The organism is Parachitinimonas caeni (assembly GCF_030129945.1).
Lineage (GTDB): Bacteria > Pseudomonadota > Gammaproteobacteria > Burkholderiales > Chitinimonadaceae > Parachitinimonas > Parachitinimonas caeni.
On the sequence record NZ_JARRAF010000013.1, the window covers coordinates 102290 to 124451 of the forward strand.

23 protein-coding genes are annotated in these 22162 nt (G+C 58.5%); 6 read left to right on the top strand and 17 right to left on the bottom strand.

Annotated elements, in window-relative coordinates:
- Positions 1-76: 76 nt before the first annotated feature.
- The 5 genes from PZA18_RS12800 to PZA18_RS12820 form a co-directional block, all read right to left on the bottom strand.
- The gene (locus PZA18_RS12800) at positions 77-337 is read right to left on the bottom strand and encodes a phosphopantetheine-binding protein (protein ID WP_284101239.1); all 261 of its coding nucleotides are present in this window, start codon (positions 335-337) and stop codon (positions 77-79) included.
- Positions 324-1106 (bottom strand): lysophospholipid acyltransferase family protein, encoded by a 783-nt coding sequence (locus PZA18_RS12805; protein ID WP_284101240.1) that lies wholly within the window; start codon positions 1104-1106, stop codon positions 324-326. Before PZA18_RS12805 ends, PZA18_RS12800 begins: the two co-directional genes overlap by 14 nt.
- The gene (locus PZA18_RS12810) at positions 1099-1833 is read right to left on the bottom strand and encodes a beta-ketoacyl synthase chain length factor (protein ID WP_308447380.1); all 735 of its coding nucleotides are present in this window, start codon (positions 1831-1833) and stop codon (positions 1099-1101) included. Before PZA18_RS12810 ends, PZA18_RS12805 begins: the two co-directional genes overlap by 8 nt.
- A 356-nt stretch (positions 1834-2189) precedes the next feature.
- A complete protein-coding gene (locus tag PZA18_RS12815) occupies positions 2190-3407 on the bottom strand; it encodes a sensor histidine kinase (RefSeq protein ID WP_284101242.1) in 1218 nt (405 codons plus the stop codon).
- Complete coding sequence (locus PZA18_RS12820) at positions 3397-4734, bottom strand: sigma-54-dependent transcriptional regulator (protein WP_284101243.1); 1338 nt, start codon at positions 4732-4734, stop codon at positions 3397-3399. Before PZA18_RS12820 ends, PZA18_RS12815 begins: the two co-directional genes overlap by 11 nt.
- A gap of 215 nt (positions 4735-4949) precedes the next feature.
- On the opposite strand from PZA18_RS12820, the gene PZA18_RS12825 reads away from it, so the two are divergent.
- From PZA18_RS12825 to PZA18_RS12840, 4 genes are all read left to right on the top strand, one after another.
- Complete coding sequence (locus PZA18_RS12825) at positions 4950-6257, top strand: efflux RND transporter periplasmic adaptor subunit (RefSeq protein ID WP_284101244.1); 1308 nt, start codon at positions 4950-4952, stop codon at positions 6255-6257.
- Positions 6258-6485: 228 nt separating this feature from the next.
- Complete coding sequence (locus PZA18_RS12830; protein ID WP_284101245.1) at positions 6486-6818, top strand: hypothetical protein; 333 nt, start codon at positions 6486-6488, stop codon at positions 6816-6818.
- Positions 6819-6881: 63 nt separating this feature from the next.
- Positions 6882-7559 carry an ABC transporter ATP-binding protein gene (locus PZA18_RS12835; protein WP_284101246.1) on the top strand — a complete coding sequence of 226 codons (678 nt, stop codon included), beginning with the start codon at positions 6882-6884 and terminating at the stop codon, positions 7557-7559.
- Positions 7560-7609: 50 nt separating this feature from the next.
- A complete protein-coding gene (locus tag PZA18_RS12840) occupies positions 7610-9994 on the top strand; it encodes an ABC transporter permease (RefSeq protein WP_284101247.1) in 2385 nt (794 codons plus the stop codon).
- Between the two features lie 73 nt (positions 9995-10067).
- Here PZA18_RS12840 and PZA18_RS12845 read toward each other — a convergent pair whose 3' ends face one another.
- The 11 genes from PZA18_RS12845 to PZA18_RS12895 all read right to left on the bottom strand — a co-directional run bounded on the left by PZA18_RS12845 (position 10068) and on the right by PZA18_RS12895 (position 18970).
- The gene (locus PZA18_RS12845) at positions 10068-10400 is read right to left on the bottom strand and encodes a hypothetical protein (RefSeq protein ID WP_284101248.1); all 333 of its coding nucleotides are present in this window, start codon (positions 10398-10400) and stop codon (positions 10068-10070) included.
- A 229-nt stretch (positions 10401-10629) separates the two neighbouring features.
- Positions 10630-12213 carry a hypothetical protein gene (locus PZA18_RS12850; protein ID WP_284101249.1) on the bottom strand — a complete coding sequence of 528 codons (1584 nt, stop codon included), beginning with the start codon at positions 12211-12213 and terminating at the stop codon, positions 10630-10632.
- Between the two features lie 15 nt (positions 12214-12228).
- Positions 12229-12684, bottom strand: coding sequence for a CesT family type III secretion system chaperone (locus PZA18_RS12855; RefSeq protein ID WP_284101250.1), 456 nt, complete (start codon positions 12682-12684; stop codon positions 12229-12231).
- A gap of 124 nt (positions 12685-12808) precedes the next feature.
- Positions 12809-13600, bottom strand: coding sequence for a substrate-binding periplasmic protein (locus PZA18_RS12860; RefSeq protein ID WP_284101251.1), 792 nt, complete (start codon positions 13598-13600; stop codon positions 12809-12811).
- 232 nt (positions 13601-13832) lie between these two features.
- Positions 13833-14585, bottom strand: a complete 753-nt coding sequence (locus tag PZA18_RS12865; protein ID WP_284101252.1) for an SDR family NAD(P)-dependent oxidoreductase — start codon at positions 14583-14585, stop codon at positions 13833-13835.
- Positions 14582-15142 (bottom strand): NADAR family protein, encoded by a 561-nt coding sequence (locus tag PZA18_RS12870; RefSeq protein ID WP_284101253.1) that lies wholly within the window; start codon positions 15140-15142, stop codon positions 14582-14584. Before PZA18_RS12870 ends, PZA18_RS12865 begins: the two co-directional genes overlap by 4 nt.
- A 204-nt stretch (positions 15143-15346) precedes the next feature.
- Positions 15347-16228, bottom strand: a complete 882-nt coding sequence (locus PZA18_RS12875; protein WP_284101254.1) for a CsgG/HfaB family protein — start codon at positions 16226-16228, stop codon at positions 15347-15349.
- Positions 16225-16635 (bottom strand): curli assembly protein CsgF, encoded by a 411-nt coding sequence (locus PZA18_RS12880; protein WP_284101255.1) that lies wholly within the window; start codon positions 16633-16635, stop codon positions 16225-16227. Before PZA18_RS12880 ends, PZA18_RS12875 begins: the two co-directional genes overlap by 4 nt.
- On the bottom strand, positions 16635-17039 hold the full coding sequence (locus tag PZA18_RS12885) for a CsgE family curli-type amyloid fiber assembly protein (protein ID WP_284101256.1): 405 nt from the start codon (positions 17037-17039) through the stop codon (positions 16635-16637). The genes PZA18_RS12880 and PZA18_RS12885 overlap by 1 nt, the downstream gene beginning before the upstream one ends.
- 5 nt (positions 17040-17044) lie before the next feature.
- On the bottom strand, positions 17045-18295 hold the full coding sequence (locus PZA18_RS12890; RefSeq protein WP_284101257.1) for a hypothetical protein: 1251 nt from the start codon (positions 18293-18295) through the stop codon (positions 17045-17047).
- Positions 18296-18532: 237 nt separating this feature from the next.
- A complete protein-coding gene (locus PZA18_RS12895; protein ID WP_284101258.1) occupies positions 18533-18970 on the bottom strand; it encodes a hypothetical protein in 438 nt (145 codons plus the stop codon).
- 466 nt (positions 18971-19436) lie between these two features.
- On the opposite strand from PZA18_RS12895, the gene PZA18_RS12900 reads away from it, so the two are divergent.
- Positions 19437-20153 carry a helix-turn-helix transcriptional regulator gene (locus tag PZA18_RS12900; RefSeq protein WP_284101259.1) on the top strand — a complete coding sequence of 239 codons (717 nt, stop codon included), beginning with the start codon at positions 19437-19439 and terminating at the stop codon, positions 20151-20153.
- A 114-nt stretch (positions 20154-20267) separates the two neighbouring features.
- Here the strand turns inward: PZA18_RS12900 and PZA18_RS12905 are convergent, their stop codons facing one another.
- Positions 20268-20846, bottom strand: coding sequence for a GNAT family N-acetyltransferase (locus PZA18_RS12905; RefSeq protein ID WP_284101260.1), 579 nt, complete (start codon positions 20844-20846; stop codon positions 20268-20270).
- A gap of 781 nt (positions 20847-21627) precedes the next feature.
- Between PZA18_RS12905 and PZA18_RS12910 the strand changes: the two genes are divergently transcribed.
- Positions 21628-21966 (top strand): DnaJ family domain-containing protein, encoded by a 339-nt coding sequence (locus tag PZA18_RS12910; RefSeq protein WP_284101261.1) that lies wholly within the window; start codon positions 21628-21630, stop codon positions 21964-21966.
- The last annotated feature ends 196 nt before the right edge of the window (positions 21967-22162 follow it).

Here is a 22162-nt window from a genome sequence, read left to right on the forward strand (position 1 = left end):
TAAATACTCCGTGCCAGACAGTGCCAATGCAGCTGGCAGGTATCGGATGTGTCTTACGCGGGCTCTGTGGCCTGCTTTATTTAGTGCGATGTGCGGTGACGAATTCGGCCAGCGTGCGAACACTAGCAAAATGCCGGCGTGTTTCTTCCGAGTCGGCAGACATGGCAACACCGTAGCGCTTTTGCAGTGCCAGCCCAAGTTCCAGCGCATCAATCGAATCCAGTCCTAGCCCCTCTACAAATAGCGCGGCATTGCTATCAATGTCGTCAGGGGTGATGTCTTCGAGATTGAGTGATTCGATGACGAGGTTTTTGATTTCCAGTTCAAGCGCCTGCATGGGCTTGGTTCTCCGTCGAAAAATAATTGTGTAGGTAGTCGGTCAGCTGGCGGGCTGCCAGGGCTGGCTCGTTCTGGCTCTGGTCCAGAAAGGGCTGGACAGCGATATCGTCTTTAACTTCTATGGTGAACTGCATGCGGCGTGGCGGCACCTTCCACCAGGGTAGTCCCTTGGTCAGGCTAAGGGGCTCGCAGCGAATGGTTACCGGAGTGATGTTGCACGGGCCGCGCGTTGCAATATTGGCAGCCCCGCGCTGCAGCTTCATTGGCCCATTGACCGGGGTGCGCGTGCCCTCCGGAAAGATGATCAGATTATGACCGGTCTGGATTGACGCAATGCAGTCTTCAATCAAACCTGCACCAGAGTCGTTGCAAATATAGTTGGTGGCACGTACTGGTCCGCGTGTGAAGGGATTGCGGGCCAGGCTGGCTTTAACGACGCAATCGGCGTCCGGTACCAGAGAAATCAAGAATACAACGTCGATAAGTGTGGGATGGTTGGCGAGAATCAGCAAGCCAGGACGCTGCAGTTTCTCGATTCCCCGAATTTCATACCGCAGGATGCCCAGTACCCGCATCAGTTCGATGAACAGCTTGAAGGTGTAATGCACAGCCAGTCTGGCTTTGCGCGTCTGGGCCTCGCGTTGCCTCACCAGCAGCTGCAAGAGTGGAAAGTAGGCCAAGCGCAGCACCAAGCCTCCGAGGCCGAATGTCGAGAAGGCTATAGCTGTTGCGATGACCCGCCAGCCACGATCAAGACGTTCACGCATGTTTTTGCCACCGCCACTGTCGTTTGCCGGCTATATGCAGGTGCGCTGTCGATTCGCTGAGCAGGAAATGCAGGATTTCGATATCTGCCGTTCGTGAGGCGGGCGGTGTTGCGTCGGTATGCGGAGCGCACTCCAGGCTGATGCCGCCAGAGGCCGCGTGTTCCAGCCTGCAAGCCCAGGCACGCGGGAAGTTGTCAGGCAGATTGGGTAGAAAGTGCTGGTGCGGAGCGGGTAGTGGCTCATCGTAATACACCACCAACACGGCTTCCGCGCCGTCTGCCAGCTGGCCAATCGCTTCGGTAAAGGCGGCTTCGACGGTTTCTTCTCCGGCTGCGATGGCCGTATAGCTGGTTGGATCGGCACGGGCAATCGAAAACAGCGCGCCGATGGCGTTATGAACGGACATGCTGAAAGCCGTTGGTGAAAGCGTCTCGCCCTGAGCCAGTTGCTGCAGTAAATCGACCGAACGGCTGATGTCACCAAAGCGCGAGGCGAAGACAACCGGGCAGGATGGCTGTTCAGCCAGTCCCCAGTAGCTGGCTTGCAAGGCAATCCGGCCAAGACGTTCAACACGGCGACGCATCATGGCGGGCATTTCGCTCAAGGTTGGTTGTCCGGCCTCGGCTTCGGGCTGGCTGGGGTGCCGGAGCCAGTGCTGCCATGCAGCTTGGTCGGTTAATCCGGGAGCCCAGGCTGCCCAATTGGAAATAGCAAATCGCAGAGTCATTTCGCGCAATAGGGTATTGATTTTGGGTGTGAGATGTCTCGATTGCCCGTGGCTCAGGCAATAGGCCCTCGGCAATGGCACGGCGTGAACGTTGGAAAAGCTTATTATCCTATCAGATCAGCTGTTTAAAAGACATTGCTGGGAGTAGGGCTGTCATAAAAATGACTGGATCAAGGGGTTTGGCGTGTAAATATTCCCGTAAATGATCTTGTTTATAGGACGTTTGCGTCATTCTTTCCTGACCGCACAAATATGGATTGCCGCTTTGCGTTGGCTGGCATATGGCAATCATCCATCAAGCATTAAATCGAATTGAGTTATCCGAATGGATAGGTTTTGCTGCTGATGGTTGCAATTCAAAATGCCAGCACAAAGCAGGCACCGCCTGCTGCACGCTTGGCATAGCGAACGGTGCCTCCCATGCCATGAATTTGATTGCGCACCAGCGCAAGGCCCACCCCGAGACCACCTGTTTTCGTACTGAAGAAGGGCGTGAAAATGCGCGACTCCAGGCCGGCGGGTACGCCTGGCCCATTGTCGATGATCTCTATCAACAGCCGGCCACCCCGAATCAGGCGTGCGGACACCTCGACCGCCGGATTGGGCAAGTGGCGCGTCGCGTCAGCGGCGTTCTTCAATAGATTAAGCAGGGCTTGTTCCAGCTGGCCTGGGTCTGCCTGCAGTTCCAGCGTGGCCGGCTGCACGGTGAAAGTGGCGCTGCCCTGCCGTTGTTGCCAGTCGGCCTGAACCAGGACCGCCAGGCGGCCAAATAGCGGGGTCAGGGCAACGGGCTGCAAAATGGGTGCCGGTAATTGGCTCACGCTACGGTAGCCGGCAATAAAGTCGGCCAGCTGGCTGGCGCGGCGGGCGATCGCTTCCAGCGCGGTGTCCAGATCTTCGGTGGCGGGGCCCTGGCATTCCGTTGCCAGCTCCTGCGCGGTGCGCGAGAGCGAGGCAATTGGCGTGAGTGAGTTCATGATTTCATGCGTCAACACATGCACGAGTTGCTGCCAGGCTGTCAGCGTTTCCGTTTCCAGTTCCGATTCGATAGGCATCAGGGCCAGCAGTGTCTCGGGCTGGCCGGCGATCACCAATTCAGTCGCGGCCAGGATGGCCCGCTCGGTGCCTCGTTCACTTTCAAACGAAATCAGATGGCGTTGGTTGCCCGGTGTCTGGGCGATCAGGTTCAGCAGAACGTCCGGCGAGTTGGCGCGGCCGGGTGCCAGCAGCTTGTAGGCTGCCGCATTGAGCGGGGCGGGTGTGCCATTGCTGAGCTGCCACAAGGCAACCGGTGCGTGTTCGAGTCGGCTTTCCAGCTGCAGAAGTCGGGATTGCTGCAGTTCGGTTACCGGCGCCGCCGGGCTGGAGCGTTCCACCATTCTGGGAGCCTGCAAGCGTAGTAACGCATACCCTCCTGCCCATAAGCTGGTCAGGCCGATAAGCCCGCCCGAGACCAGCAGTCGTAGCGAGTCCTGACTGTGGCTGAGGAGGACGCTTGCAGCCATCATGCCAAGGGTGGCCACGAGCAGCTGAAGGCGCAGTCGCCGGGTTTGCTGCTTGTGATCAGAGCCCATGCTTTTCCAATTTCCGGTACAGCGCAGCGCGGCTGATGCCTAGTCGTCTTGCGGCCTCGCTGATATTGCCTTCGGCTTGTTGCAAAGCCGTGTGGATGGCGTCCTTCTCGCGCATGGCGAGGCGCAGATCATCGCCGTTAGCCGATGGGGCGGGCTGCGAACCGGGACTCGCATGGATGATCGGCAAGCCAAAGTCGATGACCTCATACTGCGGAAGATTGCCGAGTATGACGGCCCGTTCGCAGGCGTGGCGCAGGCTGCGTACATTGCCCGGCCAGTCAAAGGTGTGCAGGGCCATGAGGGCGGCCGTGCTGACGGCCTTTCCCGGCTTGCCATACTGGGCGGCGTACTGGCCCAGATAGTGATTGAGCAGTAAGGGAATATCCTCGCGCCGGTCACGCAGAGGGGGCACGCGCAGCACGATAGTGTTCAGGCGATACAGCAGATCCGCGCGGAAGTAGGCGGGGTCGAAGAGCTGGGCTTCAGCCAGATTGGTTGCGCTGATGATCCGTACATCAATCGGCTCTGGCCGATCCGCGCCAATCGGTGTGACTTCCCGTCGTTCCAGCGCCGTCAGCAGTTTGGCTTGACCTGCAAGGGGCATGTTGCCGATTTCATCCAGAAACAGGGTACCGCCCTGGGCTGCCTGGAACCGTCCCTGACGGTCACTGCGTGCATCGGTGAAGCTGCCTTTCTTGTGGCCGAACAGCTCACTTTCAAATGTCGAGGCAGGTAAGGCGCCCATGTCCACCGCCAGCAACGTCTGGGCCGCCCGGTGGGATGCCTGGTGCAAGGCACGGGCGACCAGCTCCTTGCCTACGCCGTTCTCACCAAGGATCAGTACGCTGGCGTCAGTGGGTGCCACGCTACTGATCAGCTGGCGTAGTGCATTCATCGGAGCGGATTCGCCAAGCAGGGCGTGGTCGGCCGGGCTCTTTGCCGGCTGCGCCAAGGCCAGGGCGGCGCCGACAGTCGCGATCAGCTTCGGGTTGTCCCAAGGCTTGGTAACAAAGTCGAATGCGCCAAGCTTGACCGCTTCCACGGCCAGCGGCACGTCGGCATACGCTGTCATCACGATCACCGCTGGGCGTTGCGGGCGTAAAGATAGTTGTCGCAGCAGGGCAAGCCCTTCTTCGCCATCGGCCCGTCCGGGGGTGAAGTTGAGATCGAGCAGCAGCACCGCAGGCTGCAGCTCGTCGAGACGATCAAACAGCTGACGCGGGTGATGCAGTTCATGCACCTCGCCGAAGCGGCGGCGAAGCAGCAAGCGCGCTGCGCAGGCGACGTCGGGGTCATCGTCAAGAATCAGAATGGCAGGGGCAGTCATGGCGTCGTGGTGAGCAAAGGTCTGCCAAGACTAGCAGTACCTTGTCTCTGGTCAATCCAGCTGTCCGGAACCGGACACTGTCCGTTGTCCGGTTCCGGACAGCGGACAGGTCATCGCGCAACCGGTGGGAATGCAAGTTGTTGATCTGAAAAGATCAAGCTGGCTGGCACGGTGTTTGCCATAGCGATGGCATCGTGACTCAAAGTGACTCGCTAATGAACGCGCCAGACTCTCACCCCTTTCCGTCTTCCGCTATTCCCGCCAGTGGGGCTGGCATGGACCGGCGACTTCCATCCCGGCCCGGTCTGCGCTGGCTGAAGCTTGGCGCAGCAATGCTGGCCAGTGGTCTGGCCGGTGGCCTGCTCTGGCTGGCGATGCCGCAGGGTGTCGCCATCAATCTGACGGAGTTGGAGGTCGCCCCGGTGGTGCAAGGGCAATTTCGTGATGAGCTGACTGTTCGGGCAACGGTACAGCCCCTGGCCTCAGTCATGCTTGATGCCACCGAAGGGGGCCGGGTCGAAGCGGTGCTGGTTCGTGACGGCGCCTTGGTCAAGCGCGGGGATTTGCTGTTTCGCCTGTCCAACCCGCAGCGTGAGCAGGAAGTGCTGGCGCGTGCTGCGGATGTGGCCCAACAGGTGGCCAATCTGGCCGGGCTGAAGGTCGGTCTGGAATCGAGCCGGGCTGAGCACCTGCGACGGCTGAATGATCTGGGCTATGCGCTGGATCGGCAGCGCAAGGCCCATCAGCGCAACCAGCAGCTGGCGACGCAGGGCTTTCTATCGGCGGCAGCGCTTGAAGAGTCCTACGACAGATTGGCCGACCAGCAACATCAGCTCGACCAGGCCACACTGGCCATGCAGGCTGAAATAACGACCCGGCGGCAGGCGATTGCGCAGATGGAGCGGGCGATTGCTGGTCTGTCTGCCGGGTTGAAGCTGGTCCAGACCACTGCAGCAGGTCTGGCTGTACAGGCCACCGCAGACGGCCGTCTGACGGATTTTCGTCTGCAACTGGGGGAGTCGATCAAGCCGGGCGATAGGCTGGGGCGGATCGATTCGCCTGATCAATTCAAGCTCACGGCAAATGTTGATGAGTTTTATCTGAATCGTCTGCAGCCAGGGTTGAAAGCTACGGTATTGCTGGCTGGGCAGTCGATGGTGTTGACGGTCAGTCGCCTGAATCCGCAGATCAAGGACGGGCGGTTCAGCCTTGAGCTGGTTTTCGATCAACCTCCGCCGGCTGGGGGGCTGAAGCCAGGGTTGGGGCTGGATGGCCGCCTGACGCTGGGGCAAGCCCACTCTGCGCTGCTGGTGCCGGACAACAATTTTTATGCCGATACCGGAGGCACCTGGATATTTGTGCTGAGCGCCGATGGGCAGCGGGCCGAGCGTCGTGCAGTGAAGTTTGGGCGTCGGGCGGCAGGCCAGATCGAAGTGCTGTCCGGCTTGATGGCCGGAGAGAAGGTAATCGTGTCGAGCTATCGCCATTTCCAGGATGCGCAGCGGCTGCGCCTGACCCGCTGAATTCCTGCGGACCGGGTCGATTTTTGGGGCGGGACGTTGTCAGGGTTCGCTGATTTAGGCGGCTAAACAGTGCTCATCCTGCGGTGCGTGATGGTTTGGGGCTTTAGCCCCTTACCGGCCACGGCCTACTCCTTGCGGGTATAGCCCCGCCCCAAAACGCGGTCCGGCACGACAGTAAACCCAACGTCAACAGAACCTGGAACCACAATCTTTCATGGAGAATCAATCATGCCAGCAGTAATCATGGATATGCCCCCGGTTTCTATCGTAATGGCTCTGGGCTGGGTCGCCAGCCAGCAGTCCACACAGAGCCAGATCCGACAAGCGGGAGAAGTGCGCTTTCAGTGGGATCAGCCGATTCCGGTGCAGACCGGCAAGGGTGGTTGGCTGGAGATCAGCCAGCAACAGGGGGAGGACCATTACGAGTTGTCAGTGCGTGGCGGCGTGCTGCGCTATCGCATCAATGGCCAGGAACGACCATTTGATGCCAGGGCCCGGCAGTGGCTGAAACACCTTATCAGTACTCAGCCTGCCGTACCCGCGCCACCCAAAGCGAGTTGAGCCAACCGCATTGCGGAATGCAGAAATTCGGAAATACATCACCTCTCATCTAGCGAGTCAGCCATGCTCAAGCTACGCAATATCAGCAAGTTTCATCGCAGTGGCGATATCGAGACCACCGCGCTGCATCAGATTGATCTGGAAATCGAACCGGGGGAATACCTTGCCATTACCGGGCCATCTGGTTGTGGAAAGTCCACGCTGCTGGGGATTCTGGGGCTGCTTGATCCGCCAAGTTGCGGCGAATACTGGTTTGATGGTCATAACGTTGCGGGCTGGAGTGAGTCTCGCCTGAATCTGCTCAGACGCGGTCGCATCGGTTTCATCTTTCAGAGCTTCAATCTGATCGATGACCTGAGCGTCGCAGAAAATATCGGCCTGGCGCTGGAATACGGTGATGTACCGGTCCGTGAGCGAAAACAGCGGGTTGACGAAGCCATGCACCGCCTGGGTATCAGCCACCGTGCCGGGCATCGGCCCTCGCAGCTGTCTGGCGGCCAGCAGCAAAGGGTGGCGATTGCACGCGCCATTGTGTCGCGCCCCGCGCTGCTGCTGGCCGATGAACCGACCGGCAATCTCGATAGCGCGCATGGCGATGAGGTGATGCGCATCCTGCGAGATCTCAATCGGGAGGGGACCACGCTGGTCATGGTGACGCACTCGCCAGCCCATGCGGCACAGGCGGCCCGCACCTTGCGTCTGCTCGACGGCAAGATTCTGGTGGATGCGCTGGCTGTCTGAACGTTGACTGGAACCGGTCAGCACCGGTTGGATGAGGAGGGAGAATAAGCATGTCACCGACAGATTTACGCATGACAGTGCGCCAGCTCTGGCAAGACCCGGCCTACTCGGCGGTGGTGGTGCTGGGGCTGGCGATCGCCATGGCGATTGCACTGCTTCTGACGGCTTATGTCCGGCAGAACAGTACATCGGATGACGATTTGCTGGCGCCGGATCGTCTGGCGCGGGTCGAGGTGAAATACGGTGGTACAGGGGAAGGCCGCAAATGGACGGCCGCCATGATGATGCCGTTCAAGGAGGCGATTGAGCGTAGCGGTGCGCCGGTACAAGCCGTGCGGTTTTATACCCGAGATCTCTCGGTGCGCGTGGGGGATCAGGTGCTGGGCCTGCGCATGGCGTTTGCCGACCAGACGCTACCCGCCGTGCTGGGCATCCAGCCCCTGACCGGCGATGTGTCGCGGGCCTTGTCGCAACCCGATGCCGTGGCCCTGAGCAGCCGCGCCGCCGAGAAGCTATTTGGCCGGCAGTCGCCATTGGGCAAGGTGGTACGGGTGCAAGGCCATACTCTGCAAGTCGTGGCCGTGATGCCGACTCGCCCCGCCAATAGCCATTTCCAGTATGACTTGCTGGCCTCGCTCGGTTCTTCGGCGTGGGCAAACCGGCAGGAGGCGATGGATGACTGGGGGCATCACGCCGGACGGATTTTGGTCAGATTGCTGCCGGGGGCAGACTTCGGGCAGGTTGGCAGAACCTTGCAGGCGGCGTTCGATGTCTCGCCGCGTCGTGAGCAGACCTCGCCGGACACGTTTATCGATGGTCATCCGGGCCTGATCCGGTTGATTCCGGTACCGCGTCTGGCCTTGGACGGTGCCGATTCCGAGGGAAATCGGGTGATGTTGACCGGACTGCTGCTCTTGGCGGGGCTGATTGTGCTGCTGGCGGGAATCAATTACGTCAACCTCAGCACGGTCCGTACGCTACGCCGGCAGCGGGAAATCGGCATCCGCAAGGTGCTGGGGGCCGCGCCGGGTCAGATCATTGTGCAGTTTCTGCTGGAGTCCTGTCTGGTAGCGGTGCTGGCGACGCTATTCGGGATGCTCCTTGCTTGGCTCGTCTGGCCAGTATTGGCAGAGCTGATGAATGTGAAGCTCGACACCCTGCTGGATGCGCCGATGGTCGTCGGTGCTCTGTTGTTCGCACTGCTGGTGGGCGGGCTGTCTGGGCTTTACCCCGCCTGGCTGGCCAGTCAGGTTGCCGTCGCCCAGGCGCTGGCAGGCCGGGATCGACAGGAAAGCCGGAATGGATTGTGGCTGCGACGGGGGCTGACGGTTGTGCAGTTTGCGGCAGCGGTCGGGTTGTCGGCACTGGCGGTGGTGGTTTTCTTGCAAACCCGCTTTGCCAGCCGCATGGATCCCGGTTTTGATAGCCACCCGCTGCTGGTAATCGATCTGGCAGAAGGCACGCCGTTCTCTGCTCAGGAGTCCATACAGCGGGCGTTGCGGCGTATCCCCGGCATAGCCGCCGTGGCGCGCAGCGCAGATGCACCAGGGCGTGCCTGGACGCATGTACACCGCAGCCTGATTCAGCCAGGAACCGGCAAAAACCTGAATATTCAAGTTGAAATGGTGGATACCGAGTTCTTCACCACTTATGGCATCAAGCCGCTGGCCGGACGGGTGTTCGATGCCAGTCGGGATCAGGTGGTCAAGGATAATCCGAATGTGGTGCTGAATCAGCGTGCGCTGGCACTCCTGGGTTTTCGCTCGGCTGCCGAAGCGGTCGGCCGCCATATTCAGGATGGCGATGGCGTCGATCTGGTGGTTGTCGGGGTGATTCCCGACATCCGACATGACTCATTACGCGAGCCGGCGGCAGCGATTGTCTATCGCGCAGTGCCCGAGCTGCTCGGAACGCTGACTTTACGGGTCAGCGGAGATCGGCAGGCGGCCAAGGCGGCGATCCATCAGCTGTGGCGCCAGTATTTTCCCGATGAAAAGCCTTATGTCGCCTGGCTGGACGAGATTATCACCGGCCGTTATCAGACCGATCTGCAAATGGCGAAAGTGCTGATGGTGGCAGGAGGCATTGCGACCTTGATCGCTGGCTATGGCTTGTATGCCCTGGCGGCATACAGCGTGCGCCGCCGTGAGCGGGAAATCGTGATCCGTAAGTTGTATGGTGCGGGCCGGGGCCAGATTCTACTGCTGATGGTGCGGGAATTTGGCGTGCTGCTGCTGGCCGGGGCGAGTTTGGGGCTGCCTTTGGCGCTGTTTGCAATCGAAAGCTATCTGGTGGGGTTTACCGCGAGGGCACCTATCGGCCTGTGGCCAGTGCTGGTGGCTTTGCTGATAGCAGGGCTGGTGGCCCTGACGGCGACCCTGCGTCACACCCTGCAGGCGATGACCCTGCAGCCGGGTCGGGCATTGCAGGGGTGATGGGGGCATGGCCGCTTGCCCGCACTTGGCCCTCCACGGCCAGTGAAGGTGGTGCGTCAACCGGCCGGAGAAGTCAATTCAGCAGGCGTTCCATCTCATCGACCACATCGCATACCAGGTCGCGTGCATCGGCCGAGTACCAACCGCCATTGACTGCTTCCTCATGCTCCAGCGCGGCCATCAACTGCAGGAGTTGACGGCTGGGGCCGGTGCCGGCTGGCAAGCGCTCGATGGCCGGGCTGAGTTGCTGCAGTTTGCTCAGTGGCGAGCGCAAAGACTTTTCACCACCATTGAAAACCTGATCGAGCAGATTATCGAGCATGTCTTCCGCCAGCTCGACCAAGGTGGGGCGGGCATTGTTCAGGCTGCTGTATGAGGCGTTGTCATGCTGCAGGAGGGTGCGCATTGTCGGCCCTGGTAGAGTGAAGAGAGCATAGACTCTAGTCAAATATCCGGCCTGTCAACGTTTGTTCGTTTCATTTGAATAACTGATTGATTATTCAGACATAGACTTTGTGACATCCATGCAAAACAGGCACTTTGCAGTGCCTGTTGTTTGTTGGACAAAATCGAATTGTCTATTGCTGAAAACCGCAGGCGAGAGGCTGGGGTTTCAGAATGCGCGAGACTCTTCCCTACAGCCGAACGTGAACTTCGGCACCCCGACGCTCCAGCCCCAGATCAGCACCCAGCTCATGGCTCAGTTGCGTCAGCTCGCCTAGTACCTTGTTTACCTGTTGCAGATTGGCTGACCAGGCCGGGCGATCTTCCTTGAATAACTCTGGCTGGGTCAGCCAGTATTCGTATTGCTGCTTGAGCTGAGTCAGCTTGTCCGCCATCAGGGCGATGCCGAATTTCTTCGCATCGTGGGCATGCACCTTGGCCCAGTCTTCACCTTGATCGAAGTCTTTGGCGGCCAGGTGCAACACTTCCGTGTAATGCTGTAGCAGCGCTTTGGGCGTGCCTTTGTCCACGGCTTCCCGTCTGACGGCCCAGTTATGATCTCCAGACTCGAAGCGCGAGGTGATGAAATTGACGCTATGGCCAATGCAGCGGAACACCGAGGCGAGGCGGCCATGTACTTTGCCGGACCAACCACTCTCGGCATCGGCATGGGTACCGCCCCCGAACACGGTCGGGGTGCCTACCGACTCCCATTTCATGAACAGCCGGGGTTCGCCACCGGCAGGCACGGAATCGAGCTTGTCAAACAGCAGGCAACCTTTTCCTGACGGCATGCGGCTATCGTAATCTTCAATGCCGCGCTGCGCGCCCTGATTGCCGGTGAGTCCGGCCAGCATGCCGGCGGCGCCGGTGTTGAGTGGCCCTGCGACTGGCGAAGCGCTGCGCTCATTGAAGTGCGTCGAGGCTCTGCCATAGGTGTTGGGAGCACTATTGAGAAACTTGAACAGTTTGCCGCCGGGGTCTTCCATCAGCATGCTGCCGCGATTGACGAAGGCCGGCTCGCGGTCGGGTGCCGCATTGTCGGCGACCGCTTTCGCCTGCATATACCAGGAGATGGCCCGGGTGGTTTCCAGATTGGGCTTCACGGTGATGCCATCGACCGTAATATCGCCCCCGTTGTAGTCGGGTTTGGCCTTGATCGCTTCGACGATACGCTGTCCCATATTGATGTAAGTCACCATGTCGGCATGGTTGACGTTGGCGCCGAGCCGGGCCCGGTATTCCTCCATCAGGCTGCCGACATCCGCCGCACGGGAATTGCCATCGGTGCCTTTTACCTGAACCCGTTTCTCCAGTACCCCTTGGGCGTTAGGGAGGGTCTGCCCAAGTTGACTGCGCATGGCATTGGCTTGCTGCTTGGCTTGGGTCAATGCGCTGCTGAAGGCATCGTGCAGTTTGGCGATGCCCATGGCAGGCAGATATAGCACGGCCGAAAGGCCGGCAGTGACGGCGGTTCCGACGGCGACAACGATGCCTGTGACGGCGGCAAGGCCACGCTTCAACCACTTGCCGATGGTGCCGGACTGCTGGTTTTCCAGCCGCTGCCGGCATTCCTGCTGCAGTGCTGTCGGTGCGCTACTTGGAGCACCCTGGCGCAGCGAGACTCTGCGACCGGATAAGGCACTGCTGTCGCGGGCCTCGCTTAGCGGTGGGGTGTCAGGCCCGCTGGAGGGCTTTACGAGTTGGGTGCTGGTTTCCTGGCCAGGCAGGGATAGGCCTTGGATGGGGAGGTGGGAGGACGGGCTGATAGTCATGATCCGCTCCCTTCATCAAGCAAAGCGGGCCGGCTGGCCGGACGAGGCATCGTCTGCGGCTTGGTCAGCGCGGCCTGCATTGCTCACGAAATCACGCCAGCCCAGGGCGACTTCACTGAAATGGGCTATGAGCTTCGAGAGTCCTTCTCCGTCCAGCTTATCCATGGGCAGTCGGTAGGCAATCATGCCTTCACGGGTTGCCGAGTTGACGCCGAGGGTGGCATCCGCCGTGGCCGACCACAGCAGGTTGCCTTCGAGCATGGCGCGGTAAACCGTCAGCTCCTGCGCTTCAGGGACGGTGCCAAGGCTCGCATAAAGCAGGATGTCGTCACCGCCACTGCGTGCGTCGTAGGCAATGGTCAGCGGCATGTCCTCAATGGTGAGCACTACCGGGCTACTCAGTCCTTGCGCATTGTCCAACCCCAGTGTGGTGGCCAGTGACTCGATCAGGTCGTTAAAGCGATCACTCATGATGATTTCCTTTGTATGGCTAATGTCGATTACCGGGTTGGTAACAAAAAGCAGGGCTTGTATCTGAATAATCAAAAAAAAATAATCCAAACGGATTGGGTGTGAGTCGTGCGCAGGACGGGTCTTACTTCTTGGGTTTGCTCAGATAGCTATTGTGTATCTGCTCGATGAGGTTACTTTTTCTACCGTTACTGATGGTGATGTTGAGCTGATTGAGCAGCATCTGCGCCTTGCTTGAACGTCGGCTGATGGCGAAGTGCAGACCCAGTGGCAATTCTTCGGGCAGGGGCTTTCGTGCCAGATTGTTTGCACCAAACAGGGCTGCCAGCTCTTTGTCACGCGACATCAGGCTGTCGATGATTTCCTGCTTTTCGACGATGACATCGCAAAACCCCATATTCAATTTGCCAACCATTGCCGCGTAAGTGGTTGCGCCCGTATCGACCTTCGAGGAGTCGATGCCATAGCTTTCGTAGCGATTCCCCATCAGGCCGCAGATGCGAAGGTGCTTGAGGTCTTCCAGATCTTTGATATGCAGGCCTGCCGGGCGTTTGCTGGTTGAGTAGTAATAGATGCTGTGGACTTCGGAGTAAGGCTCGCTGATGTAGTAGGGCTTGGGGTCGATCTGGGCGGTGGGGACGTTCAAGGCAATATCGACGATACCGCTTTCCACCAGTTTCAGGCAGCGCAGCCAGGGCAGGCGTTCGATTTGGGCGTCAGGCAGGCCGGCTTGTTGCATGGTCAGCTGGAGCAGATCGACGACGATGCCGGTACTGCTGATCAGGTTGCCGGGTTGCTGATTGAAGAGAAAGGGTGGGAATTCGACTTCTGCGCCACAGGCGCGAACCGGCGCAGCGGTTGCCGCTTGAGGCAAAGCGGCTGCCAGCCCAAACAGTGCTGCCCACAAAACTTTCATCGCCTACCCCAAGCGCCGTTCAGAATCACAACAGGCCGATTGCTCGCCGAGTCGGCTGATTGCCGCAACCAAGCCTTGGCGAGTGCCCCCTATGAAGGGTAGACAGCGTCGGGGGCAAACTCCAGCTGGCAAGGTTGGGCAGAGGACTCTTTTCCCGCCACGACTGGCTGTGCTTTGCGGCAAGGGTTGTGTGCGTCGAAGGGTGTGGCGGTGGAGAGCCCGCCACGTTGGGTTAGCGCAGGGCCAGTCCGCCATCTACTACCAGCGTGTGTCCGACGACATAGCTGGCTTGATCGGACAGTAACCAGAGTACTGCTGCGGCGATTTCTTCGGCCTGTGCCAGACGTTTGATCGGGATGGCTTGCTCGGTTTGGGCTTTGAGCGCGCTGTTGCCAGCCATGCGTTGCTGACTGCGTGGTGTCCAGGTGGCACCGGGCGCAACAGCGTTGATGCGGATGCCGTGTTCAATGGCTTCGAGCGCTACCGAGCGGGTCAGCCCTTCCAGCCCATGCTTGGCAGTGCTGTACATGGCGGCGCCAGGTGTCGGGCGTAAACCGTTGACTGAGCTGATATTGACGATGGCTGCACCGGTCGTCATCAGTTGCAGTTCCTGCTGCAGGCACTGCGTCGGCACCCAAAGGTCTGCCATCAGCGTATTCAGCAGCGCTTCGGCCGGCACGCCGTTGAAGGCGCCAGCAGAAGCAATGGCTGGCGAAGCGTTGTTGACGGCGACGTCCAGCTTGCCGTGGCAACTACGAATCTGCGCGAACAATTCTGTAATCGCTTGGGGTTGCAGCAGGTCGATGGCGTGGAATTCGACATCGGCCAGCTCGGGCGAGTGGTCGAGTGCCTGCTGCCAGTTTTCGCGGCTGCGGCCACAGGTAATGACTTGATAGCCCCGCCGCTGCAGGCCCTGTACCACTGCCAGCCCGATGCCCTTGCTTCCGCCGGAGACAAAGGCAACGCCCATCTTGCTTTCACTCATGCTGCTTCCCCTAGTTGGTCTCGCACGGCCATCAACGCAAACCCCAGCAGATTGAGCCCACGCCACTTGGCTGGATGTTCTGCATGAGGGTCATCCGCAGCCAGGCCGATTCCCCAGATACGGTCAACCGGGCTGGCTTCCACCAGAGTCCGTTTACCTGTGCCAAGCAGGAACTGCCGAAGCTCCGGGTTCTGACCAAACTTCGCAAAGTTGCCTGCTTCCACAATAGCGCTACGCTGAGCCTCCCACGCGGCATGATCAAAGCCTGCCACGGTCCGTCCGAGCTGTTTGGCCTCGGCAGGCGTTCTGGCGAGCAGGATCTTCTCTCTGGCAGTGAGGTCGCCAAACAAAGTGGCCTTCTGCGCCATCATGTAATGCTCGGCGGTGGGGTAGCGAATGCCATCTATATTAAACACAGCAGGAAACCACTGGCTTAGACAGCTCTGATCGACCACGCCTGCCCGCTTTGGCGTATGACCCCAGAACAGCAGATATTTCGGACGTGCGCCGGCGGCAAGCTCGGTGAGCAGACCAGCGAGGGTGTAGGGGGTATGCATGATGCTGTTTGCGAGAAGAAATAAAGCCAACACGCTAGGCGACTTTTTTCAATTGCGCAAATCGGGCTGAGGGCGTTTCAGAACTCGCCAAAGAAGGAAATGGTGAGTGGAGGGGCCGAAAAAATTGGCGCAAGCGGCAAGGCCCAGTTGCGCCTGAAAGGGGAAGAGACAGCTGCGGGCCATTGTTTGCGCCCGCAACCAGCGTCAGCTGCCGCCGTCTTTCACTCTATTGAGAGCTTCTTCAACGTGGGCAGGGGGGATTTCCATTTCATCTTCGCCATAGCGATCAAGCACTGCCATCTTCGGGTCTTTCGGATCGGCCGGGAACCACAGTTTCTCTTTGACGCCCTTGGCAACCAGCATTTTCACCGCAGCGTCGATAGCTTCTTTGACGCAGAGTTGAGTCGGCTCGTTGCGGGTATAGCCAGCTTCCATCTCCAGCAGACGTTGTAGCGAAACATAGCGGAACACATTGGCACTAAGCTGACGTGACCAGATGGTCTTGGCCGAAATCACGTTGGCAAGGATCTGGCCGCTACGGACATCCACCGCACGCAGGGCAACGGTTACCTGATCGACCCGATATTGGCCGGATGCGCCAATACCCAGAAAACGCGCCCCGGCGCCGCCAGTGCGGACATTGCTTTCATAGCTGGTTACCGAGCCTTCGATCACGATGGGTGCGGGTGTTAGCGGGGGCAGTGTTGGTGGGGCGCTCTTGTCTTTCTCGGTTTCCGTCGCGCGCCAGATCTTGCGTTCAGTGAGCAGGTTCTGCAGGTTTTCACGCTCGACCGGGGCAAACCAGCCGGAATCGGTCAGCGATTTCATCAACCACGCTGTTGCGCCTTGGGTGACAGCAGTTGAGTAGGAGCTATCCGGTGCGGGTTTGAACTGACCGGTCTGGTCGCGAAAAGCGTAGACCGAGACCAGCACTTTACCTTTGGGTGGCGGTAGCTCTTCAATAGTGCGGTTACGCAGGGGAACGGGCGTGGGTGGGGTATCCGGGGCAACCGGTTGGGTGATGCCGCAAGCAGACAACAGGCCGGCCGATATCAGGGCCGCGCCGAGAGACAGGCAAGATTTCATGGACTGCCTACCTCGAATTCAGTGCTGACACCAGTGGTTTTGTCGGTGGTGATGATCTTGAGAATGCCATGCCCCATGTCGATGATCGACAGGTGGAAGCTTGCGGTATCGAACTCGCCCGGAACCAGCTTGCCATTCTTATCGACGACATTGGAGGTCAGAGCGCTGGCAATGCGGTTAAGCAGGGTGCGTTGCAGGGTGTCCTGAAACTGCTCAAGCTGGGACTTTTCGGTAATCGGTTCTTTGAAGCGGTTTTGCGCTTGTGCCACGCCCAGCAGATAGCTGCCATTGAGCGGGCTGCCCCCAAAGTTGGGGTTGACCGGGGTATAGACCAGCTCGCCAGCTTGGGCGTTAAGGCTGAGGCAGGCGCCGAGCAACAGGCAGGGCAGGCTGGACAACTTATTCATTATTCAATCTTCTGGTCGAGAGGTAGAGCGACATCCAGCGAATCGACGGGTCCACTCAAGGACCGTTCGAGAGCTCGGGCAAAGGCGGCTTCGACGGCGGCCTGTGCCGGCGCCGGGCGGCCGGGCGATAAGGGTATCACTACAATCGCTTCACCATCGAGTTCGACCCAGGCGCGAGTGCCGCCTCGTCGTTCCGGCTTTTCTACGATGGTCAAAAAAAACTTGCCCGATACATCCAGCGCATTCCAGCGCAAAAAAAATTCACGGGCAAAGGCGCTGCCCGCCGCACTGAAAGTGCGGTCGAGCAGCAGATTGCCGATTTCTGCGGGTGGCAGCTCATCCTTGGCGGCAGCACTGATGCCAAGGGCAAGACTCAAGGCCAGGAATGCACTGCGAACCCGCATGGCCATTAGCGCTGGTAAACCAGTGCTGCGTTACCGGCACCTACCTGAGTCACGCTGGCAACGTAGCCAGTGCCAGACTGCAGAACGCCAGCGTAGTTGGCGCTGCCGCCCCAACCTACTTGCTTGATGGCGATCACGTTGTTGCTGCCGGACTGGATGGTTTCAGCCTGGTTCATGTTACCAGACTGAGCGATGCGGATTTCCTGGTTGTTACCGGTCTGGGTAACCAGCGCTTCGGAGTCATCGCCAGACTGGTTAACCCATACGCCCAGCTTGTCGCCATTGCTTTGCTTGATGTTGACAAAACCACCGTTTGCAACTTCACCAGCCTTGGCATTGCCTTGGGTCACGAACACGCCGCTGTTGGTAACAGCGGTCTGCAGGGCAACTACCGAGCTGCTGTCACCATTCTGGGTGACTTCCATCGCGCTGGCCTTGACTTCTTGCTGGCTGGCATCGATTGAACCGAAAGTGCCGGACTGGCTGATCAGCATACGGCTGCCACCTACGGAACCTTGGTAGGCAGTTACACGGCTGTCGTCGGCGCCACGGCCCAGCTCGGTCAGACCACCTTGCAGAACCTGGATGGTGCTGCCATTGGTTTCTTCCTGGCGGGATGTCAGTTCGTTGTTGTTACCGTACTGCTGAGTGGTCAGGTAGTTGTCCACCGAGTTGACCTGGCCCAGCGTGGCGGAGTTGGACTGGCCGACTTGCTGCAACACGAGGTGACCGCCTGTTACCGTGTCTTGAGTGGCAACAGCATAGTTGCGCGACGACATGGTGGCTGCGCCGTTGTAGTAACCCTGATGTACGGCCAGACGCGAGCCGGATGTGTCGGTTTGCAGAGCCTTGACCTGGTTGAAGTCACCAAACTGACGGGCGTCGTTGGCGGTGTTGGTGCTGTCGTACTGCAGGCTCAGAGCGGTGTTGCTGTTGCCCTTTTGTTGCAGGTTCAGGCTGGAAGCCTTGGCGCCGTCTTGCTGGGCGATGGCTTCGTTCTTGTTGCCGATCTGCTCGGTGGTAATCGCCACGTTTTCCGAATTGCGCTGAGCTACACCCTTCAGGATCGAGTGATACAGGCTGTTCTCGTTGCCGTTCTGAACGGAAGCAATGCTGTTACGGCCAGCATTGGCACCCTGGTACGTCGAAATGACGTTCTCGGTACCGGTCTGATCGACCACGGTGCTGTCTGCCAGAACCGGCAAAGCAAATACGGCGGCCAAAGTGGCTGCTACGGGGGTAAGCATCAAACGCATGGTGTTTCTCCTCTGGGTGGTGATATTGCGTCAACAGAACCGTGTGGACTGCTGGCGCGAAACTCAAAACCGAAATACGGCTGTTGACGGCTGTTACCCGTACAAATCCCTGGCTGATGTCAGCATCGGCCGCGAAGACTGTACCGGGGTGATACGTTTGCCGGACTTCTTGCAACGTGTCCGGGCGGATGAAACTACGATGCTTGGGTGACCGTCTTGGCAGGAAACCACACCAACTCAACGCTGGGTGACCTTGACCCGGCCACCGTCGCCATACTGACCAACGCCAACCCGCTGACCATTGGCAGTCAGCGACACCACGGCCTGATTGTTGCTGCCTACCTGAACCAGCGAGACAGCGGATGCACGACCGGTCTGGCTGATCTGGGCCTGGTTGTTAGCGCCTTGTTGCAATACCTCCAGCTGAGCCTCTTGCCCTTGCTGGCGCAGATTGGCCTGGTTGTTGCTGCCCTCCTGCCGGCTGACGGCGAGATGTCCTTTGCCGGTCTGATCAAGCACTGCCTGATTGGCATCCCCCTGCTGGCCAATAATCGCCATGCTGACGCGAGAACTGGCGCCTTCCCAAGCCTCGCCCCGGCCCAGATCTTCGAGGGCCCAGCAATTAGCGGTGGCAAGCAACAAGCAGAAAGGAACTAGTAAGCGTTTTGGGTGCATGATCGGGGCTGTCTGTTGTTTGCGAATGTAATGTGACAGGCGCGGATCGTATGGGGTGAAAGCGGTTGCTGGCATCGTCCGAATGGATAGGAAAGCGATATTATTCAGCCAACTTGAATGTCTATTGGTCGGACCAGGTGTGTTGCGCGAAGAAGTCGTCTACGATGCGCAGATGACCAGCTCTAGGATGATTGGCAAAGTATGCGGTAAAGTATGCTGTCAATAGGTGAAAACGCTTATCGGTCGGTCGTTTTGATGGGTGTGCGGGCAGCAGTCATTTGTTCTGACAGTCAAAAAAAATGTTGCTGGCATCGGGCGGAAAAATACAGATTCTGTCGAACATAACGGCAATCTGTTGCGGTTCGCTTATTGTGAAGGTGTAGTGGAGTTACGCTTTTGCAGTGCTTTAAAAGTCATATAAAACAGTTACTTAAAATCAGAATTGGCCAAACGGAGAATTGGGAAGATGATGCAAGAACTATCGGAAGTGGTAATCAGCCATAACCCCGACCGGCGACGCAGAAGTCGGGTGCTGCCAGAAGACTTTCGGCACGCCATGCAGATTTCAACGGATGGTGTCGAACGGATCGGGGTCGCAATGATCCAGGCATTGGCCACCAAGGCCGATGCAACCGCCGCAGTTGTTGATCAAATGCGCATGCCGGTGCTGGTGATTGATCAGGATGCCAAGATCTTGTGGGGCAATCGGGCGGCTCGAAGTCTGCTTGGCAATAACGATGGCCTGGCTGACCATGCGGGTGAGTTGGTATTAACCAGGGCCTCGGCGGACTTGTTGACCGACACGCTGGCCAGACTCAGCCAACCACGAATGTTGCGGGTCAGCCGGCTGTCTTGCCGGGCCGAGTATCTGCTGCGTTTGTCGCCGCTGGGTGCCACCGATGGCCGGCTCGCAGGCTTGGCCATGGTTGCGATTGATGATCTGGCAGATTTACCGGCGCCGGACGTCGGTGCGCTGGTCGAATTGTACGACCTCACTCCTGCGCAATGCCGCTTGGCCTCGGCTCTGCTGCAGGGGCATACCCTGGCGGCCTGTGCGGAAACCATGGGCATCTCCCACTCTACGGTGAAAGCCCATCTGCGCGAGCTTTTCATCAAAACCAGTACCAATCGCCAGGCAGATCTGGTGCGATTGCTGGGGCGTGTTGCAATGTGGGCACGCTAAAGCGCTAGGCGCTGCGGACATTTTGCTTCCGGCCGCGTTCTTGAAAACAAAACGTCAATCGCGCCTATAAGGTGTAGCCGGGGCCCCTTTGCCGAGGAGGCCCCGGTTGCCGGTTTACCAGAGCTGTCGTTCCCCTAAATCCAGCCAGATAGCCTGCCCGTCAAGATTGGGACGGATGCTTTCGCCGTGGTCGGTAAAGCAACGTATCAGACTGAGCTTGCCAAAGTCGTCACTACGCATCGGCCTCTCGCGGCTACCGCCGATCAGCGGGGTATTACCCAAGACTTCCCATCCTCCGGCGGCATAAAAGACGGCCAGAGGAGGGTCGCAGGTAAACACGCTGATATCTGCCGCTTGCGATTGCATCAGCTGCGCAGCTTTTCTCAGCACTTTCAATCCTAGCCCCCGGTGACGTGCCTGTGGCGCAGTCAGCATGCCGCTGATGCCTGCTGCACGGTACTGCTTGCCGTCGTGGCTGAGCGTTATGAATTGCACGCCGGTGTAGCTGAGAACCTCCCCATTTTCAATCCAGGCGATACAGTGCGGTTCCCTCTCTGGGGCATTCAGTGGCTCGTCGTCATTGGGTGGGCCTGAGAAGGCGGTAGGCCATTCGGCGTAAGTGAGGGCGAGTGCCTGGCGTTTGAAAGGGAGCGGGAAGTCCACTTCCGGGCTGAAAAATATATGTTGGCTCATTGCTGGCAATGGGGAGGTTGTGGCCTTGATTGGCTGCAACGTCGCACGGAAGCTCGTGACCAGCAAGTGTGGCTGTCCGCAGGTTACAAGCAGCTTGGCGCAAATAGCGTGAGGGTCTGCCTCTTGCCTGAATTGGATTTTCATTTAAATACTGCAGATGCAGTAATCAAAATTGTCAAAATGTAAGGCGTTTAAACAGAAAGTAAAGCTGTCAGTTGGGGTGGGGCTTCGATGGTGACTGTGAATGCTGGAATGGTGCGTGAATCGTGTTGCGCCAATAGCAAGGGAAGTTTTTCAGAAACAAATGCTGGTGGTACGAGTTTGGGAATCAGGATGGGAGTCTAACTCCCTGACTATTATTGCCTATATTTGTGCAGATCTTGGGTGGTGTGGCAAATCCAAATGAATTTTATTTGGGTCTGGCACAGAGGAGGTGTTGTGCGCATTGAAATATTCATATTGAGCGGTATTTGCTAATTATTCTGATAAGCCGGTATTTTAAGTGCCTTGCTTTTCATGGGCTCTGGATTGATTTGGGCTGGGTAATTCTTTCATTTGCGTGGCGTTGCCGAAAAAGTGAATCAGGAAACGAAACGCTTTTGAACTTTATTGTTGTCGGGGATGGCTTTGGGGGGGCGTTCTGATTGGCAGTATCTGGCAGAGCCTGGCAATACCTGACTGTGTAAGCTTGTATTTTATTTCAGCGCCCAGATCTCTCCATAAACATCCATCTCGATTGCAGTGGTCTCACCTTATTGATTGTCCATATGGAGTAGCTGTCATGAAACCGCAATTAATAGAAGATGAAATCGGCCGGCATCTGCGTGCGGCGGAGGCATCGGGAGAATTACGTCAGGCGGCGAGCTTTGGTAAACCCTTGCAGGATGCGGCCGGATGGCAGGAGACGCCGGAAGCCCTGCGTATGCCTTTCAAGATTCTCAAAGAGGCGGGGTTTGTTCCGCCAGAGGTGGAAATGCTGCGTGAGCGGTCCGAGCTGGCCCAGCAGCTGGCGGATTGTGCCGACGAGGTGGAACGGCGGAGTCTGCAAACGCAATTGGCCAATCTTGAACAAAAGCTGGCGCTCAGGCTGGCTACCTTGCAGGGAAGGGGCCAACTCTAGGCTCTGTTGACATTTTATTTCCGGATCGCGTTTCATCGGATTTGGGCCTGATGCAAGGAGAAAAGCGCGCCGCTTAGTGGGCTAAGCAAGCGATTTTCAACACCGCAGCAGGCCCAAATCCGGCGAAACCCTCCGGGGCGGGGCGGGTTTTTGGGGGGGGGGGGGGGGGGGGGGGGGGTTTTTGGGGGCGGAAAAC

Excerpts from the sequence above, each read along its gene's own strand:
- PZA18_RS12895 (WP_284101258.1), bottom strand. The coding sequence starts at position 18,970 with ATGCACCCAAAACGCTTACTAGTTCCTTTCTGCTTGTTGCTTGCCACC.
- PZA18_RS12900 (WP_284101259.1), top strand. The coding sequence starts at position 19,437 with ATGATGCAAGAACTATCGGAAGTGGTAATCAGCCATAACCCCGACCGG.
- PZA18_RS12905 (WP_284101260.1), bottom strand. The coding sequence starts at position 20,846 with ATGAGCCAACATATATTTTTCAGCCCGGAAGTGGACTTCCCGCTCCCT.
- PZA18_RS12875 (WP_284101254.1), bottom strand. The coding sequence starts at position 16,228 with ATGAAATCTTGCCTGTCTCTCGGCGCGGCCCTGATATCGGCCGGCCTG.
- PZA18_RS12830 (WP_284101245.1), top strand. The coding sequence starts at position 6,486 with ATGCCAGCAGTAATCATGGATATGCCCCCGGTTTCTATCGTAATGGCT.
- PZA18_RS12865 (WP_284101252.1), bottom strand. The coding sequence starts at position 14,585 with ATGAGTGAAAGCAAGATGGGCGTTGCCTTTGTCTCCGGCGGAAGCAAG.
- PZA18_RS12805 (WP_284101240.1), bottom strand. The coding sequence starts at position 1,106 with ATGCGTGAACGTCTTGATCGTGGCTGGCGGGTCATCGCAACAGCTATA.
- PZA18_RS12845 (WP_284101248.1), bottom strand. The coding sequence starts at position 10,400 with ATGCGCACCCTCCTGCAGCATGACAACGCCTCATACAGCAGCCTGAAC.
- PZA18_RS12885 (WP_284101256.1), bottom strand. The coding sequence starts at position 17,039 with ATGCGGGTTCGCAGTGCATTCCTGGCCTTGAGTCTTGCCCTTGGCATC.
- PZA18_RS12825 (WP_284101244.1), top strand. The coding sequence starts at position 4,950 with ATGAACGCGCCAGACTCTCACCCCTTTCCGTCTTCCGCTATTCCCGCC.
- PZA18_RS12890 (WP_284101257.1), bottom strand. The coding sequence starts at position 18,295 with ATGCGTTTGATGCTTACCCCCGTAGCAGCCACTTTGGCCGCCGTATTT.
- PZA18_RS12800 (WP_284101239.1), bottom strand. The coding sequence starts at position 337 with ATGCAGGCGCTTGAACTGGAAATCAAAAACCTCGTCATCGAATCACTC.
- PZA18_RS12810 (WP_308447380.1), bottom strand. The coding sequence starts at position 1,833 with ATGACTCTGCGATTTGCTATTTCCAATTGGGCAGCCTGGGCTCCCGGA.
- PZA18_RS12880 (WP_284101255.1), bottom strand. The coding sequence starts at position 16,635 with ATGAATAAGTTGTCCAGCCTGCCCTGCCTGTTGCTCGGCGCCTGCCTC.
- PZA18_RS12815 (WP_284101242.1), bottom strand. The coding sequence starts at position 3,407 with ATGGGCTCTGATCACAAGCAGCAAACCCGGCGACTGCGCCTTCAGCTG.
- PZA18_RS12860 (WP_284101251.1), bottom strand. The coding sequence starts at position 13,600 with ATGAAAGTTTTGTGGGCAGCACTGTTTGGGCTGGCAGCCGCTTTGCCT.
- PZA18_RS12850 (WP_284101249.1), bottom strand. The coding sequence starts at position 12,213 with ATGACTATCAGCCCGTCCTCCCACCTCCCCATCCAAGGCCTATCCCTG.
- PZA18_RS12840 (WP_284101247.1), top strand. The coding sequence starts at position 7,610 with ATGTCACCGACAGATTTACGCATGACAGTGCGCCAGCTCTGGCAAGAC.
- PZA18_RS12835 (WP_284101246.1), top strand. The coding sequence starts at position 6,882 with ATGCTCAAGCTACGCAATATCAGCAAGTTTCATCGCAGTGGCGATATC.
- PZA18_RS12870 (WP_284101253.1), bottom strand. The coding sequence starts at position 15,142 with ATGCATACCCCCTACACCCTCGCTGGTCTGCTCACCGAGCTTGCCGCC.
- PZA18_RS12820 (WP_284101243.1), bottom strand. The coding sequence starts at position 4,734 with ATGACTGCCCCTGCCATTCTGATTCTTGACGATGACCCCGACGTCGCC.
- PZA18_RS12910 (WP_284101261.1), top strand. The coding sequence starts at position 21,628 with ATGAAACCGCAATTAATAGAAGATGAAATCGGCCGGCATCTGCGTGCG.
- PZA18_RS12855 (WP_284101250.1), bottom strand. The coding sequence starts at position 12,684 with ATGAGTGATCGCTTTAACGACCTGATCGAGTCACTGGCCACCACACTG.